This window comes from Streptomyces sp. NPDC050418 (assembly GCF_044458745.1).
Classification (GTDB): Bacteria; Actinomycetota; Actinomycetes; order Streptomycetales; family Streptomycetaceae; genus Streptomyces.
In genome coordinates this window covers 200805-214333 of the sequence record NZ_JBITIG010000013.1, presented here as the reverse complement: position 1 = coordinate 214333, position 13529 = coordinate 200805, and the positions used below count along the sequence as shown (strand labels likewise).

The 13529-nt window shown below is 70.4% G+C and carries 14 protein-coding genes; 6 read left to right on the top strand and 8 right to left on the bottom strand.

The features are described from left to right. Positions 1 to 6: 6 nt before the first annotated feature. A complete protein-coding gene (locus ACIBI4_RS29200) occupies positions 7 to 396 on the bottom strand; it encodes a VOC family protein (protein ID WP_399207110.1) in 390 nt (129 codons plus the stop codon). A gap of 137 nt (positions 397 to 533) precedes the next feature. Here ACIBI4_RS29200 and ACIBI4_RS29195 point away from each other — a divergent pair, with 137 nt between their 5' ends. Continuing rightward, positions 534 to 1208 carry a TetR/AcrR family transcriptional regulator gene (locus ACIBI4_RS29195; RefSeq protein WP_399207109.1) on the top strand — a complete coding sequence of 225 codons (675 nt, stop codon included), beginning with the start codon at positions 534 to 536 and terminating at the stop codon, positions 1206 to 1208. An 18-nt stretch (positions 1209 to 1226) separates the two neighbouring features. Here the strand turns inward: ACIBI4_RS29195 and ACIBI4_RS29190 are convergent, their stop codons facing one another. Continuing rightward, the gene (locus ACIBI4_RS29190; protein ID WP_399207108.1) at positions 1227 to 1802 is read right to left on the bottom strand and encodes a cob(I)yrinic acid a,c-diamide adenosyltransferase; all 576 of its coding nucleotides are present in this window, start codon (positions 1800 to 1802) and stop codon (positions 1227 to 1229) included. A 276-nt stretch (positions 1803 to 2078) separates the two neighbouring features. Here ACIBI4_RS29190 and ACIBI4_RS29185 point away from each other — a divergent pair, with 276 nt between their 5' ends. From ACIBI4_RS29185 to ACIBI4_RS29175, 3 genes are all read left to right on the top strand, one after another. Beyond that, a complete protein-coding gene (locus ACIBI4_RS29185) occupies positions 2079 to 2927 on the top strand; it encodes a 3-hydroxyacyl-CoA dehydrogenase family protein (protein WP_399207107.1) in 849 nt (282 codons plus the stop codon). Positions 2928 to 3132: 205 nt separating this feature from the next. Then, positions 3133 to 3447, top strand: a complete 315-nt coding sequence (locus ACIBI4_RS29180) for an STAS domain-containing protein (RefSeq protein ID WP_399207106.1) — start codon at positions 3133 to 3135, stop codon at positions 3445 to 3447. Positions 3448 to 3686: 239 nt separating this feature from the next. After that, positions 3687 to 6191: an ATP-binding protein gene (locus ACIBI4_RS29175; RefSeq protein WP_399207105.1), complete on the top strand. Its 2505-nt coding sequence runs from the start codon at positions 3687 to 3689 to the stop codon at positions 6189 to 6191. 105 nt (positions 6192 to 6296) lie between these two features. Here ACIBI4_RS29175 and nucS read toward each other — a convergent pair whose 3' ends face one another. Beyond that, on the bottom strand, positions 6297 to 6956 hold the full coding sequence (gene nucS / locus ACIBI4_RS29170) for an endonuclease NucS (RefSeq protein WP_399207104.1): 660 nt from the start codon (positions 6954 to 6956) through the stop codon (positions 6297 to 6299). Between the two features lie 268 nt (positions 6957 to 7224). Here nucS and ACIBI4_RS29165 point away from each other — a divergent pair, with 268 nt between their 5' ends. After that, positions 7225 to 7617: an SCO5389 family protein gene (locus ACIBI4_RS29165; RefSeq protein WP_399207103.1), complete on the top strand. Its 393-nt coding sequence runs from the start codon at positions 7225 to 7227 to the stop codon at positions 7615 to 7617. A gap of 73 nt (positions 7618 to 7690) precedes the next feature. Here the strand turns inward: ACIBI4_RS29165 and ACIBI4_RS29160 are convergent, their stop codons facing one another. Beyond that, positions 7691 to 8719 carry an LLM class flavin-dependent oxidoreductase gene (locus ACIBI4_RS29160; RefSeq protein ID WP_399207102.1) on the bottom strand — a complete coding sequence of 343 codons (1029 nt, stop codon included), beginning with the start codon at positions 8717 to 8719 and terminating at the stop codon, positions 7691 to 7693. Between the two features lie 373 nt (positions 8720 to 9092). On the opposite strand from ACIBI4_RS29160, the gene ACIBI4_RS29155 reads away from it, so the two are divergent. Then, complete coding sequence (locus tag ACIBI4_RS29155; protein WP_399207101.1) at positions 9093 to 9431, top strand: ATP/GTP-binding protein; 339 nt, start codon at positions 9093 to 9095, stop codon at positions 9429 to 9431. A gap of 14 nt (positions 9432 to 9445) precedes the next feature. On the opposite strand, the gene ACIBI4_RS29150 is transcribed toward ACIBI4_RS29155, so the two are convergent. The 4 genes from ACIBI4_RS29150 to ACIBI4_RS29135 all read right to left on the bottom strand — a co-directional run bounded on the left by ACIBI4_RS29150 (position 9446) and on the right by ACIBI4_RS29135 (position 13518). Next, complete coding sequence (locus tag ACIBI4_RS29150) at positions 9446 to 10360, bottom strand: ABC transporter permease (protein ID WP_399207100.1); 915 nt, start codon at positions 10358 to 10360, stop codon at positions 9446 to 9448. Beyond that, the gene (locus tag ACIBI4_RS29145) at positions 10357 to 11610 is read right to left on the bottom strand and encodes an ATP-binding cassette domain-containing protein (protein WP_399207098.1); all 1254 of its coding nucleotides are present in this window, start codon (positions 11608 to 11610) and stop codon (positions 10357 to 10359) included. Before ACIBI4_RS29145 ends, ACIBI4_RS29150 begins: the two co-directional genes overlap by 4 nt. Positions 11611 to 11769: 159 nt before the next feature. Beyond that, positions 11770 to 12540, bottom strand: a complete 771-nt coding sequence (locus tag ACIBI4_RS29140) for an ABC transporter permease (RefSeq protein ID WP_399207097.1) — start codon at positions 12538 to 12540, stop codon at positions 11770 to 11772. A 3-nt stretch (positions 12541 to 12543) separates the two neighbouring features. Then, positions 12544 to 13518, bottom strand: coding sequence for an ABC transporter ATP-binding protein (locus ACIBI4_RS29135; RefSeq protein ID WP_399207096.1), 975 nt, complete (start codon positions 13516 to 13518; stop codon positions 12544 to 12546). Positions 13519 to 13529 lie beyond the last annotated feature (11 nt).

Sequence of the window (13529 nt, the reverse complement as noted above, 5' to 3'; positions counted from 1 at the left end):
GGGGCGTCAGTGGGCGGCCTCGGCCGCCCACTCGACGAACTGCACCACGACCCCGTTGGGGTCCGTGATCTGGAACAGCCGCTCGCCCCACGGCTCTTCGCGCAGCGGCATGGTGATCTCCACGCCCGCGTCCCGCAGCCGCTTCTCCTCGCCCTCGATCCCGGTGAGGGTGAGGGCGAGGATCAGGCCCGAGGCGCGCTGGTCGCGCTGCTCGGGCGGCAGTACCTCGGTGCCGCGGGCCAGGAGCACGATGTCGGCCGCCGCGTCGGGACGGGAGAGCGAGGCGAAGCCCTCGGCGGCCATCTGCACGCCGTACCCGAGGTGCTCGGTGAAGAACCGCTGCGAGGCGGCGACGTCGTCGACGGTGAGCGAGACGGTGGTGGCGGTGATCTGCACGGGGGTTCTCCTCGGTGAGGTTGGGCAATGGGGGCACTACGTTTCGTTTGGCCGTGGAAAACTTACGACGGAGGTAAACTTAGCCCGAGAGGTGTGAGGGTGTCAACATAAATTTGCTACGAGTGTAAGATTCCCTCATGGCTACTGACACGGCTCCTGATCGCACCGCACCCGCCGCACCCATCGGCCTGCGGGAAGCGAAGAAACAAGAGACACGGCAGCTCATCTCCGACCACGCCACACGGCTCTTCATCGAGCAGGGCTTCGACCGGACGACCATCGCCGAGATCGCCGAGGTCGCCCGCGTCGCGAAGAAGACGGTCACCAACTACTTCGCACGCAAGGAGGACATGGCGCTCGACCACCAGGACGCCTTCGTGGCCTCACTGGCCGGCGTCGTGAGGGAGCGCTCCTCGGGGGAGTCGGCGTGGGCCGCGCTGCGGCGGGACTTCCTGGCGGCGGCCGCCGAGGCGAGTCCGGTGGCCGGGTTCGCGGGCCCGGACTTCGCGCGCATGATCGCGGACAGCCCGACCCTGACCGCACGGCTGAGGGATCTGCACGATCTGCGCGAGGCGGCGCTGTGCGAGGCGCTGGCCGAGGCCACCGGTGCGGGCGCCGGGGACATCCGGCCGCGGGCCGCCGCGGTCCTGCTCGGCGCCGTGCACCGCACCCTGTTCGAGCGGATCCAGGAGCTGACCCTCGCGGGCGAGGACAACGCCCGGATCACGGACCTCGTCACGGCCGAGGCGGAAATCGCCTTCGGCCTGCTCGAACCGTCGCTGGGTGCGTACGCGACGGCCGAGCCGAACTGAACGGTGGAAGTGCGGTGATCAGTCCCGCTCGCCGCCGGGCACCCACAGCACGTCCCCGACCTCCTTGTTGGCCGTACGGGCCAGGATGAACAGCAGGTCGGAGAGGCGGTTGAGGTAGGTCGCGGCGAGCGGGTTCATCGTCTCGCCGTGCACCTCGAGGGCCGCCCAGGTCGAGCGCTCGGCCCGCCGCACGACCGTGCACGCCTGGTGCAGCAGCGCCGCACCGGGCGTACCGCCGGGCAGGATGAACGAACGCAGCTTCTCCAGGCGCTCGTTGAACGTGTCGCAGTCCGCTTCCAGGCGGTCGATGTAGAACTGCTCGACCCGCAGCGGCGGGTACTCCGGGTCCTCGACGACCGGCGTCGACAGATCGGCACCCACGTCGAACAGGTCGTTCTGCACCCGTACGAGCACCTGCGCGACCTCGTCGTCGAGGTTCCCGAGCGCGAGCGCGGTGCCGAGCACGGCGTTCGCCTCGTTGGTGTCGGCATAGGCGGAGATCCGCAGATCCGTCTTCTGCGTCCGGCTCATGTCACCGAGGGTCGTCGTGCCCTTGTCGCCGGTACGGGTATAGATGCGCGTCAGATTGACCATGGCCCGAGCGTACGCCCCGCCGCCCGGGCTCCCGGCGCGGGCGGGCGCGCGGAAATCCTGGGCGAAAAGGTCCTCAACTACGCGGTGCGCGCCGCGTGATGGACCGGCCCGGTGTGATGTGCGTCGTATCGGGCGTGACGCGCATCTCGTAGACCCCCATCCCGGCCTCACGGCCGCTAGTGTCCGGCGAGTAGCACTGTAAACAGTTCGTAAGTTCCGTAGGTACGGACGTCGTGCGCACAGAGTCGTGTGCGGGACGGGTTAGGGGATCGCACAGTGGCCAGGAAGCTCGCCGTCGTCGGAGCCGGACTCATGGGCTCCGGAATCGCTCAGGTCTCTGCCCAGGCGGGCTGGGACGTGGTGCTGCGCGACATCACCGACGAAGCCCTGACCCGCGGGACCGACGGCATCAAGGCCTCATACGACAAATTCGTGAGCAAGGGCAAGCTGTCCGCAGAGGACGCGGAGGCGGCGCTCGGGCGCATCACCACGACCACCGACCTCGACGCGTGCGGCGACGTGGACATCGTCGTCGAGGCCGTCTTCGAGAAGCTCGAGGTCAAGCACGAGATCTTCCGCGCGCTCGACAAGATCGCGCGCGAGGACACGGTGCTCGCCTCCAACACCTCGGCCATCCCGATCACGAAGATCGCGGCCGTCACCGAGCGCCCCGAGCGCGTCGTCGGCGCCCACTTCTTCTCGCCCGTGCCGATGATGCAGCTCTGCGAGCTCGTGCGCGGCTACAAGACGAGCGACGAAACCCTGGCCCGTACAAGGGAGTTCGCCGAGTCGGTCGGCAAGACCTGCATCGTCGTCAACCGCGACGTCGCCGGCTTCGTCACCACCCGTCTCATCTCGGCGCTCGTCGTCGAGGCCGCGAAGCTCTACGAGTCGGGTGTCGCGACCGCCGAGGACATCGACATCGCCTGCAAGCTGGGCTTCGGTCACGCGATGGGCCCGCTGGCCACCGCGGACCTCACCGGCGTCGACATCCTGCTCCACGCCACCAGCAACATCTACACCGAGTCCCAGGACGAGAAGTTCGCGCCGCCGGAGCTGATGCGCCGGATGGTCGACGCCGGGGACATCGGCCGCAAGAGCGGTCAGGGCTTCTACAAGCACTGAATCCGCCTCAGGCACGGGCCCGCTTCGAGCAGTGAACGCGAGGCGAGGCCCCGTGTCGCTCGGACGAGTGAATTGGGTATCGGTTCGCTTACGGACGGCAACTCCCGTGACCGTAAGCCAGTCAGTTGGGTTGAACAGTCAGGCAGACGGCGCGTACGCATGAGGTCGCTGCGCACGCCATGACGGACCACTCCGGGGAGCGCATATGTACATCAGGGGCGACCACGCCGAGCTGGCCGTCGGGGGCAGCCTCGACGTCCGCAGCGCGGCGGACGCCCGGACCGTCCTGCACTCCGCCCTGGACGAAGGGGCGGGCGATCTCGTCCTCGACCTCGGGGGGCTCGACGTGCTCGATGCCACCGGACTCGGCGTGATCATGGGGGCGCACCGCCAGGCGGGGCGCTGCGGCCGGCGGCTCGTGCTGCGCAATGTGCCGCCGCAGATGCAGCGCCTCCTGGTGGCCACACGGCTGCACCGGATCCTGGCGATCGAGGGCGGCATCGGGGCGCATCCCCTGTAGCAGGACCGGGCGCATCCCCCGTAGCAGGACCCGACCGGGACAAGTCACGGCACTCGCACAATCCTCACGAGACTGTGACGTCCTGGACGGCGCGGCACCCCGGCTGTTCGGAGATACTGAGCGAAGGTCTAAGGTTCGGTCGCTCACCCGACAGGGAAGAGCACCGGACCAGAAGCGACAGTGTGGTGTGCGAAAGGCCGGGGAAGCCACGGCACATCCGCTTTTGGGGGGCTTTGACCATGGACCCGACGAACCGGGGACCGCACGACTTCGGTCATGAACAGGACCGTTCCGACAGCGCGGGCGGCGGCACTCCGCAGCGCCCGCCCCGCGATGCTCTGACGCCCGACTTCGGCAGCCCCGTGCCCGCGCGCACGGTCCAGCTGGTGTCCGGCGACTTCCTGCTCACGGTGAACCCCGTGGACGGCAGCGAGATCGAACCCTGCCCGCCCGGCGAACTGCCGCCGCGCCCGCAGAAGTTCACCCTCGCCGAGCGCACCGAGCTGGCCCGCGCGGCCACACCGCCGGTGCCGCCCGGGCCCGAGCAGCCGCGCCGCATCCTGCTCGAACGGCAGGAGGAGCGCGAGCGCCTGGTCCGGCTGCTCGCCCGCGGCCGCTCCGTCCGGCTCACCGGACCCGCGGGATCAGGACGTACGGCGCTTCTCACCACCGTCGCCGAGGACTGCCTCGACCTGGCACCCGACGGCGTCATCCGGCTCAACGGCCACAAGCGCGGCAGCACCGAGCTGCTCTTCGACCTGTACGCGTCCGTCTACCGCTCGCCGCTGCACCGCCCCGACCGGGCCCAGGTGCTCGATCTCGTACGGGACATCGGTGCCGTGGTCGTCGTCGACGACCTGGAGTTCGGCGGCAGCGCGCTCGACGAGTTCCTGGAGGCCACGCCCGAGTGCGCCTTCCTGCTCGCCGCGACGCCCGACGTGGCCGCGCCGTCCGCCGACTCGCACATCGAGGAGGTCTTCCTCGGCGGGCTCAGCCGCAGCGCCGGTCTCGAGCTTCTGGAGCGTGCGGTCGGCCGTGCGCTCACCGACGACGAGGCCGGCTGGGCCGGTGACCTCTGGTTCGAGTCCGAGGGCCTGCCGCTGCGCTTCATCCAGGCGGGCGCACTGCTGCGCCAGCGCGACCTGCTGCGCGCCGACCCGGCCGCCTTCGACGAGTACGGGTACTACGACGGGCCCGACGCGGCGCCCGTCGACGCGCCCTTCGACGCCGAGGACGGCCATGACGTACCGCTGCCGACGCTCGCCGAAGGCGCCGCGCCGGCCCGGCTGCTCGCCTCGCGCCTGAGCGAGTCCGCACGCTCCACCCTGCGGTTCGCCGTCGCGCTCGGCGGCGAGGTGCCGCACCAGGCGCATCTGCCGGCGCTCGTCGGCGACACCCACGCGGACGCCGCGCTCGGCGAACTGGCCGCCGTCGCCCTGATCACGCCCGTCGGTCCGCGCTGGCGGCTCGCCGCGGGCGTGTACGCCCAGCTCACCGCCGTCGGATACGCCGCGACCACCGAGGAGCGCGCCGAACTCGCCCACACCGCCGCGCAGCACTACGCGTGGTGGGCGGGGCATCCCTCGGTCACGCCCGAGCGGGCCGCCGCCGAATCCGAGGCCGCGCTGACCGCGCTCGCGGTGCTTCTCTCCGCACCCGACGCCGGCTTCACCAGTTCCGCCGTGCTGCTCGCCCGCACCGCCGCGCCCGCCTATGCGGCCGGGCTCGACTGGGGCGCGTGGGAGCGGGCGCTGCGGGCCGGACAGGAAGCGGCCCGGCTCGCGGGCGAGGTCGCCGAAGAGGCGTACTTCCACCACGAGTTGGGGATCCTCGCGCTGCTCGGCGGCAGCCTCGACCGGGCGCGCGCCGAGCTGGAGGCCTCGATCGGGCTGCGCGGCGCGCTCGCGGACAAGCGCGGCACGGTCGCAGGGCGCAGGGCGCTCGCCCTGGTCGCCGACCGGTCCGGGGGAGTGCTGCACGGCGGCCGCACCCCGGCCGGCGAAGAGGTGCCGGACGCGCGGTACGAGGAGTCGGCCTCGCCGCCCGGCGGCGTACCGGCGGCGCTCGCGCTGCCCGCTCCCGACCCGGAGCCGCCGACCGTGATCTCCCGTCAGGCCCCGCCGTCCGCGGGCGCTGCGCGGCCGAAGGGCGGCGCGGGCCGTGCCGTGCTCAGCGGCACCCGGCGCAACCTCGTCGCGGCGGGTGCGGGCGCGCTGCTCGCGGCTGTGCTCGGCACCGTGGTGACGCTCGGCGCGACCTCCAACGACGACCCCTCCAACCGCGTGCGGCCCAACCAGACCGCCAGCGAGGACGACGGTGGCGGCGGCATGGGCGCCGACAAGCCGAACAAGGGCGACGAGGCGGACTCCACGCAGCGGCCGACGGATCCGGGGGACGACGGGGTGGTCGGCACGTCCGACGATCCGACGCCGCCGGAGACGAGCGGGGAGCCGTCGGACGATCCGACGGAGACGAAGTCGCCCACGAAGAAGCCGACGAAGTCGCCTTCGGACAAGCCGACGAAACCGGATCCGCCGGAGACATCCGATCCGCCGGAGACATCCGACCCGCCGGAGACATCCGACCCGCCGGAGACCTCGGAGCCGCCGGAGTCCTCCGAACCGCCGCCGCCGTCCTCCCCGGACGACTCGGACACGGCGAGCGCACCGGTGTCGAACACTCCCTCGCGGAGTGAACCGGCGAGCAGCCCGGCCGACAGCGCGAGCGCGACCCGCGTGATCTAGGACTTGGTGGCAACGAGAACGCCGCGTCCCCCGGAAGGATCCGGGTGACGCGGCGTTCGTCGTCGTACGGGAAAGGCGGCTGCGAGCGGCGCCGCAGGGGCTGGATCAGAACAGCCGCAGCTTGTCGTCCTCGATCCCCCGGAGCGCGTCGTAGTCCAGGACCGCGCAGCCGATGCTGCGGTCCGTGGCCAGGACGCGGGCCTGGGGCTTGATCTCCTGGGCCGCGAAGATGCCGCGGACCGGCGCCAAGTGCGGGTCGCGGTTGAGGAGTTCGAGGTAGCGCGTGAGCTGCTCGACGCCGTCGATCTCGCCGCGCCGCTTGATCTCGACCGCGACCGTCTGCCCCTCGGCGTCCCGGCACAGGATGTCGACCGGGCCGATCGCGGTCGGGTACTCGCGGCGGATCAGGCTGTAGCCCTCGCCGAGGGTCTCGATGCGGTCCGCGAGCAGCTCCTGCAGATGCGCCTCGACGCCGTCCTTGATCAGACCGGGGTCGACACCGAGCTCGTGCGACGAGTCATGGAGGATCTCCTCCATCGTGATGATCAGTTTCTCGCCTGCTTTGTTGATGACGGTCCACACCCCCTCGTCCTCCTTGAGGGTGCACGGCGGCGACATCCAGTTGAGCGGCTTGTAGGCGCGGTCGTCCGCGTGGATGGAGACGCTGCCGTCCGCCTTGACGAGGATCAGGCGGGGGGCCGACGGGAGGTGGGCGGTGAGCCGGCCCGCGTAGTCCACGGAGCAGCGGGCGATGACGAGACGCATGGTCGGCAACGCTACTCGACGCGGGAGGGTTCGCGCGATTCGCCCCGGAAACCGGAGCGGGGTCCGGCTCCGGCGGCGGTGGATCGTCCGGCTTGCCCCTGTTCAACCTTGGTTATTTATTGGCCGGTTGTGGCCGCCTTCTCCTGGTGCGCGCCCGATGCGTTGCCTACCGTGGAAGCAGGAGGTCGCGGAACGAGCACGCTGCGTAGGCGATTTCCGGCCCTATCCGTCAGCCCCCGGCCCTTCCGGGGGTGCGAGAGGAGAACCCATGTCGCTCGACGTCTCACCGGCTTTGTTGGCACAGGCCGAGCGAGGCGAGGTCGATGAAGCGGAATTCGTCGACTGCGTCCGGACATCCCTGCCGTACGCATGGGAGATGATCAGCTCGTTGGTGGCTCAGCTGGAGGTCGACGGAGGAGAGTTCGCCGACAACCAGACGCCGCCGCCGAGCGAGCAGGAGCGCGGCCAGCTGCTGCGCGCCCTGGCAAGTGACGCGATACGCGGTGCGCTGCAGCGCCACTTCGGTGTCCGCCTGGCATTCCAGAACTGCCACCGTGTCGCCGCGTTCCCCGCCGGCCCCGAGGCCGACGACAGGCTGGCCCGCTTCACCTCGATCCGCGGCCAGCTCCTTAACCAGTCACCAGAACTGCGGGACTGCTGAGGCCTGTTGCTGCCGCCCCGTACGCGGGAGGTGTATCCGGGGCGGCAGCCCCCCGCTCGCCGGCGCATCGCCGTCACGTCAGCTGCGGCAGGACCTCGGCGCCGAGGCGCCGCAGATTCTCCTCGGTCGAGTCAAGATCTCCCGAGCCCTCCGTGAGCAGCGCGAAGCGCGTGATGCCCGTGCGCTCCGCCGTCGCCGCGAGCCGGTCCGCGCACAGCTTGGGCGTGCCCACCGGGTGGATCGAGCACAGCAGCCGCGTGTACTCGAAGGGGTCGCGCATCTTGCGCTCGCGCCCGTCGACCGTCACATGCGCGTCGAGACCCTGCTTCAGCCAGCCGGGCATCGCCTTCAGGAGCGTCTCGGCCGCCTCCACCGTCCGGTCCGCGATCTGCGCCACCCCCGCCGCCACGTGCTGCGTCGCCGCCACGTCGTCGGGCGTACGGCCCGCGGCCAGCGCCGACTTGCGGTAGAGCGCGACCATCCCGGCCTTCTCCTCGTCCCCGATGTGCATCCCGAGCAGCATCGCCAGACCGCGCTCGGCGGCAAGACGGACACTCGCGGGCGAGGTGCAGGCCACGATCAGCTCAGGCCCCGCAGGCCCGCTCAGCGCCTCGTCGGGCCGCGGCACCACCGGCACCTCGCGGAACGCGAAGCGCTCGCCGGAGGCGGAGACCTTTGGCAGCGTCAACCACCGGTGCAGCAGGTCGAGTGATTCCTCGAAGCCCTTCTCGTACGCCTCGATGCCCGCGCCGAAGACCTCCAGATCCACCCAGGGGCCACCGCGCCCGACGCCGAGCGTGAAACGGCCGCCGCTCGTGAGATGGAGCAGCGCGGCCTGCTCGCCGAGCGCGACCGGATGCTGCGTGGGCAGCACGCTGACGGCGGTGCCGACCCGCAGCCGCCGGGTGCGCCCGAGCAGCAGCGCCGCCAGCGTGACGGCCGAGGGGCACACCCCGTACGGCACGAAATGGTGCTCGGCCAGCCAGACGGCATCGAGCCCGGCCTCCTCGGCCACTTCCGCACTGCGCACCGCACGGTGCAGGGCCTCCCCCTGGCCCTGGCCCGGGAACTGGGCCGCGAGAACAAAACTTCCGACACGCATCGCTGCTCCTGCCTCCTTGGCGCCGACGCGGTACTCCCCCTGCCGGTCCCGGCCGTGGCCGGTCCTGACGTCCTACGGGCAAGAACGCCTGACACGTGCCAAAGGCACGGCCTGGCATAAAGGTTGGCCCATTTTCATACGATCGTGGCGCGTGCCAGGCGGGATGTGCTGTCTTGTGTCCTTGCCCGGACCCTTGTGGTACGCGTACCCGGATGTCCCGGGAAGTTGCCGGGGACATCCGGCGTCCGTGAGCGCCATTGTGGGGCCGCGGGCCGGTGATCGGAGGACCTGTGCGGGCGCGAGTACCCGGTCGTGTGACGCGTACGCTGGAGAACGGTCCATATCCGTATGACGCGTTCGGTGAGGTGTTCCGGTGTCCCCGCGAAAGAACCGCCCCAAGGGCTCAGGATCCGGCGGTGCCGGCCGGGGCGGCGACGAGGAGTCCGGGGCCCGTTACGGCGGGTTCGAGCACGCCGAGGACCATCAGGGCGAGGAGTACCGGGTACGGCATGTGGCGGGCGCGAGCGCGGTCGGCAAGACGTACCGGTGCCCGGGCTGCGACCAGGAGATCCCCTCGGGCGTCCCGCATGTGGTCGCGTGGCCGCAGTACGGCGGGGTGGACGACCGCAGGCACTGGCACAAGGCCTGCTGGAACGCGAGGGACCGCCGCACCTCCAGGGTGCAGCGGTCCCGTAACGCGCCGAAACACTGAGCCGGGGGCGGGAGTTACACGTCCCGCTTGTGGGTGAGGGCGAAGGCGCCGAGCAGCGCGGCGACCGTCACCCCGGCCAGAACGGCGAGCAGGCCCCAGCCGTTGCCGCCCGCGTCGCGCATGGGCATCTCGTACAGAGTGGCGAGACCGTTCAGCGGCGAGTAGTCGATCAGTGCTTCCTGGAGGTCGCGCAGGCTCTCCATCTGCATGAACAGGGCGAGCAGCAACGGCAGCAGGATGACGCCGAGCATGGTGGTGATCGCACCCGCCGAGTGCCGCAGCATCGCACCCACCGCGAGGGCGAGCAGGCCGAGCAGCGCCACGTAGAGCGAGGCGCCGACGGTCGCCGCCAGCCACTCGCCGCTGCTCGCGACCAGTTCGCCGTTCACGAAGGACTCCGGGGGCAGCGAGCTGAACTCGCTCGCCTGCTTCCCGCTGAGCATCGACGACTGGATCAGCGCGGTCAGCGTGGTGGCGATCAGCGTCATCGTGAACGACAGGCCGAAGAACACCATGGCCTTCGCGGCGAGCACCCGCCCCCGCGCGGGGCAGGCGGTCATGGTCGTACGGATCATGCCGGTGCCGTACTCGGACGTGATGACCAGTACGCCGAGCGTAACGATGCAGATTTGGCCGAGCATCAAGCCGAACAACCCGCCGGATAGCAGCGGGACTTCGGCGTAACTGGAGCTCGACAGGCCCATCGCTGTGACGAGGCCGATGCCGATGACGAGCACGAACATCACGCCGAGCGTCCACATCGTGGAGCGCACCGAGCGGATCTTCGTCCACTCCGAGGTGAGCGCGTGCCCGAGGTGCGTGCTGCGGATCGGGATCGGCGAGGTGTACGTCGGCGCGGGCGCGCCCTGCCACGGCTGCTGCTGCGGCGGGACCTGCGGGGCCTGCTGCTGGGGCGTGGGGGTGCTCATCGGGCGGCCCCGTTCTCGTCGGTCGCGGACTTGGTCAGGTCGGGCGCGGAAGGCGCGGGCGCGGCGGCGGGCGCCGGGGGAGCGGCCGGTGCTGCGGCGGGCTGCGCGGGCGCGGCCTGCGCGTACGGGTTCGGCGTGGGTGCGTCCTGCGGGAGCGGAGCGCCCTGCGGAACGGGAGCCCCCTGCGGCATCGCGAAGGGCTGGCCGCCCTGCTGCGGCGACGGCGGCGCGTACCAGCCGGGCTGGCCCTGGCCGGGCATCGGCTGCTGGTACTGGCCGGGCGGGAACTGTCCCTGCGGTGGCATCGGCTGCTGAAGACCGGCCTTCTGGTCCGCGGTGGAGCGGTAGTCGACGGCGCCCTGCGTCATCCGCATGTACGCCTCCTCCAGCGAGGCCTGGTGCGGGGAGAGCTCCCACAGCCGTACGTCCGCGTCGTGCGCGAGATCGCTGATGCGCGGCAGCGCGAGCCCGGTGACGCGCAGCGCACCGTCGGCCTCGGGCATCACATGCCCGCCGGCCTCGGTGAGCGCGGCCGAGAGCTTCTCGCGCGTCTGCGGCTCGGTGTCTGGGGTGCGGACGCGCGCGAAGTCGGCGGAGTTGGCCGAGATGAAGTCCTTCACGCTCATGTCGGCGAGCAGCTGCCCGCGTCCGATGACGATCAGGTGGTCGGCGGTCAGCGCCATCTCGCTCATCAGGTGCGAGGAGACGAAGACGGTACGGCCCTCGGCGGCGAGCGCCTTCATGAGGTTGCGGACCCAGAGGATGCCCTCGGGGTCGAGCCCGTTGACCGGCTCGTCGAAGAGCAGCACCTGCGGGTCGCCGAGCAGCGCGGCGGCGATGCCGAGCCGCTGGCCCATGCCGAGCGAGAAGCCTTTGGAGCGCTTCTTCGCCACGTCCTGGAGGCCCACGACCCCGAGCACCTCGTCCACGCGCCGCGCGGGGATGCCGGAGAGCTGGGCAAGGCAGAGCAGGTGGTTACGGGCGTGCCGGCCGCCGTGCACCGCCTTGGCGTCGAGCAGCGCACCGACCTGGCGCGGGGCGTTGGGGAGCTTGCGGTACGGGTGGCCGGCGATGGTGACATGGCCCGCCGTGGGGTTGTCGAGCCCGAGGATCATCCGCATCGTCGTCGACTTGCCCGAGCCGTTGGGGCCGAGGAAGCCGGTGACGGCACCGGGCCGCACCTGGAAGGAAAGGTTGTACACGGCCGTTTTCGCGCCATAGCGCTTGGTCAGGCCGACTGCCTCGATCATGCTGCACCCATCGACAGGTCAGAACAGGTCGTCGGGGCACACGGAAACTTCGTCCCCCTTGGAGCTAAGGAGGATAACCAGCGCTTGACGGTTCCGGCCATCTGCGGCCGGAGGGATCCGGGAAACCTCAGGGATCACACGGGCAACACCCGTTACGGGCTATGCGTCCCGCTTCTTGAGCAGCAGATACCCCGCGGCCAGCGCCACCACGACCCACACGATCATGATCGCGAGCCCGCCCCACGGCCCGTACGGAGTGTCGTCGTCGAAGGGCGCGACGACCTGCATGACCTTCTGGCCCGCCTGGTCCGGCAGATAACGGGCGACCTTCTTCGTCGCCGAGACCGAGCCGAGGATCGGCGAGACGAGGAAGAACAGCGGCATCAGAATGCCGAGCGAGAGCATCGGACTGCGCAGAATCGACGCGACGCCCATCGAGAACACCGCGATCAGCGTCATGTAGAGCCCGCCGCCGATCACCGCGCGCAGCACACCCGGGTCACCGATCGACACCTTGTGGTCGCCCATCATCGCCTGGCCGAGGAAGAAGGCCACGAACGCGGTGATCATGCCGACCACCAGCGCCAGCGCGGTCGCCACGGCCACCTTGCTGAAGAGGAAGCGACCGCGCTGCGGCACCGCGGCGAGCGAGGTGCGGATCATGCCGGTGCTGTACTCGTTGGAGACCACGAGTACCCCGAACACGATCATCGCCAGCTGTCCGAGCCCCATCCCCGCGAAGCTGATCGCGGTGGAGTCGAAGGTCAGCCGTTCCTTCGCGTCCAGCTTGTCGAAGTCGTTCGAGGCGAAGTACGAGATCAGCATGCCGAGGCCGATGGTGAAGACCATCGCGAGCAGCAGTGTCCAGGGCGTCGAGGCCACCGACTTGATCTTGGTCCACTCCGACTTCAGAACCCGCGTCGACGACATCGGTCACTGCTCCTTCTTCTGCGACCACTGCTGGTTCGACTGCTGCCAGCCGTTCGTGTCCGGCGCGCCGGTGTCGGAGTGCGCGTGGTACTCCACGGATTCCGCCGTGAGCTGCATGAACGCCTCCTCCAGGGAGGCCTGCTGCGGGCTGAGCTCATGGAGGACGAGCTGGTGCCGGGCGGCGATCTCACCGAGCCGCTCCACGGGGGTGCCGTCCACTTCGAGCGTCCCGTTCCCGGTCTCGATGACGGTGATGCCCTCGGCGTGCAGCACGTCCCGCAGCCGTTCCTGCTGCGGTGAGCGCAGCCGCGCGTACGAGCGCGAGTTCTCCCGGATGAAGTCCGCCATGGAGGTGTCCGCAAGGAGCCGGCCCTGGCCGATCACCACCAGGTGGTCCGCGGTCAACGCCATCTCGCTCATCAGGTGCGAGGAGACGAAGACGGTACGGCCCTGGGCGGCCAGGCCCTTCATGAGATTGCGGATCCAGTGGATGCCCTCGGGGTCGAGCCCGTTGACCGGCTCGTCGAACATCAGGATCTGCGGATCGCCGAGCAGCGCGCCCGCGATGCCGAGCCGCTGCCCCATGCCGAGCGAGAAGCCCTTCGCCTTCTTCTTGGCGACGGCGGTCAGACCGACGGTGTCGAGCACCTCGCGCACCCGGCTGTCGGAGATCCCGTTCGACTGCGCGAGGCAGAGCAGATGGTTGTACGCGCTGCGCCCGCCGTGCATCGCCTTCGCGTCGAGCAGCGCGCCGATGTACTTGAGGGGATGCCGGATCTGCGCGTAATGCTTCCCGTCGATCCGTACGTCACCCGCGGTCGGATTGTCGAGGCCCAGGATCATCCGCATCGTCGTGGACTTGCCGGCCCCGTTGGGCCCGAGGAACCCGGTCACGATGCCGGGCCGTACGGCGAAGGTCAGGTCGTTGACGGCCACCTTCTCGCCGTACCGCTTGGTCAGGCCCGCGAGCTCGATCATGCGGCCCACGC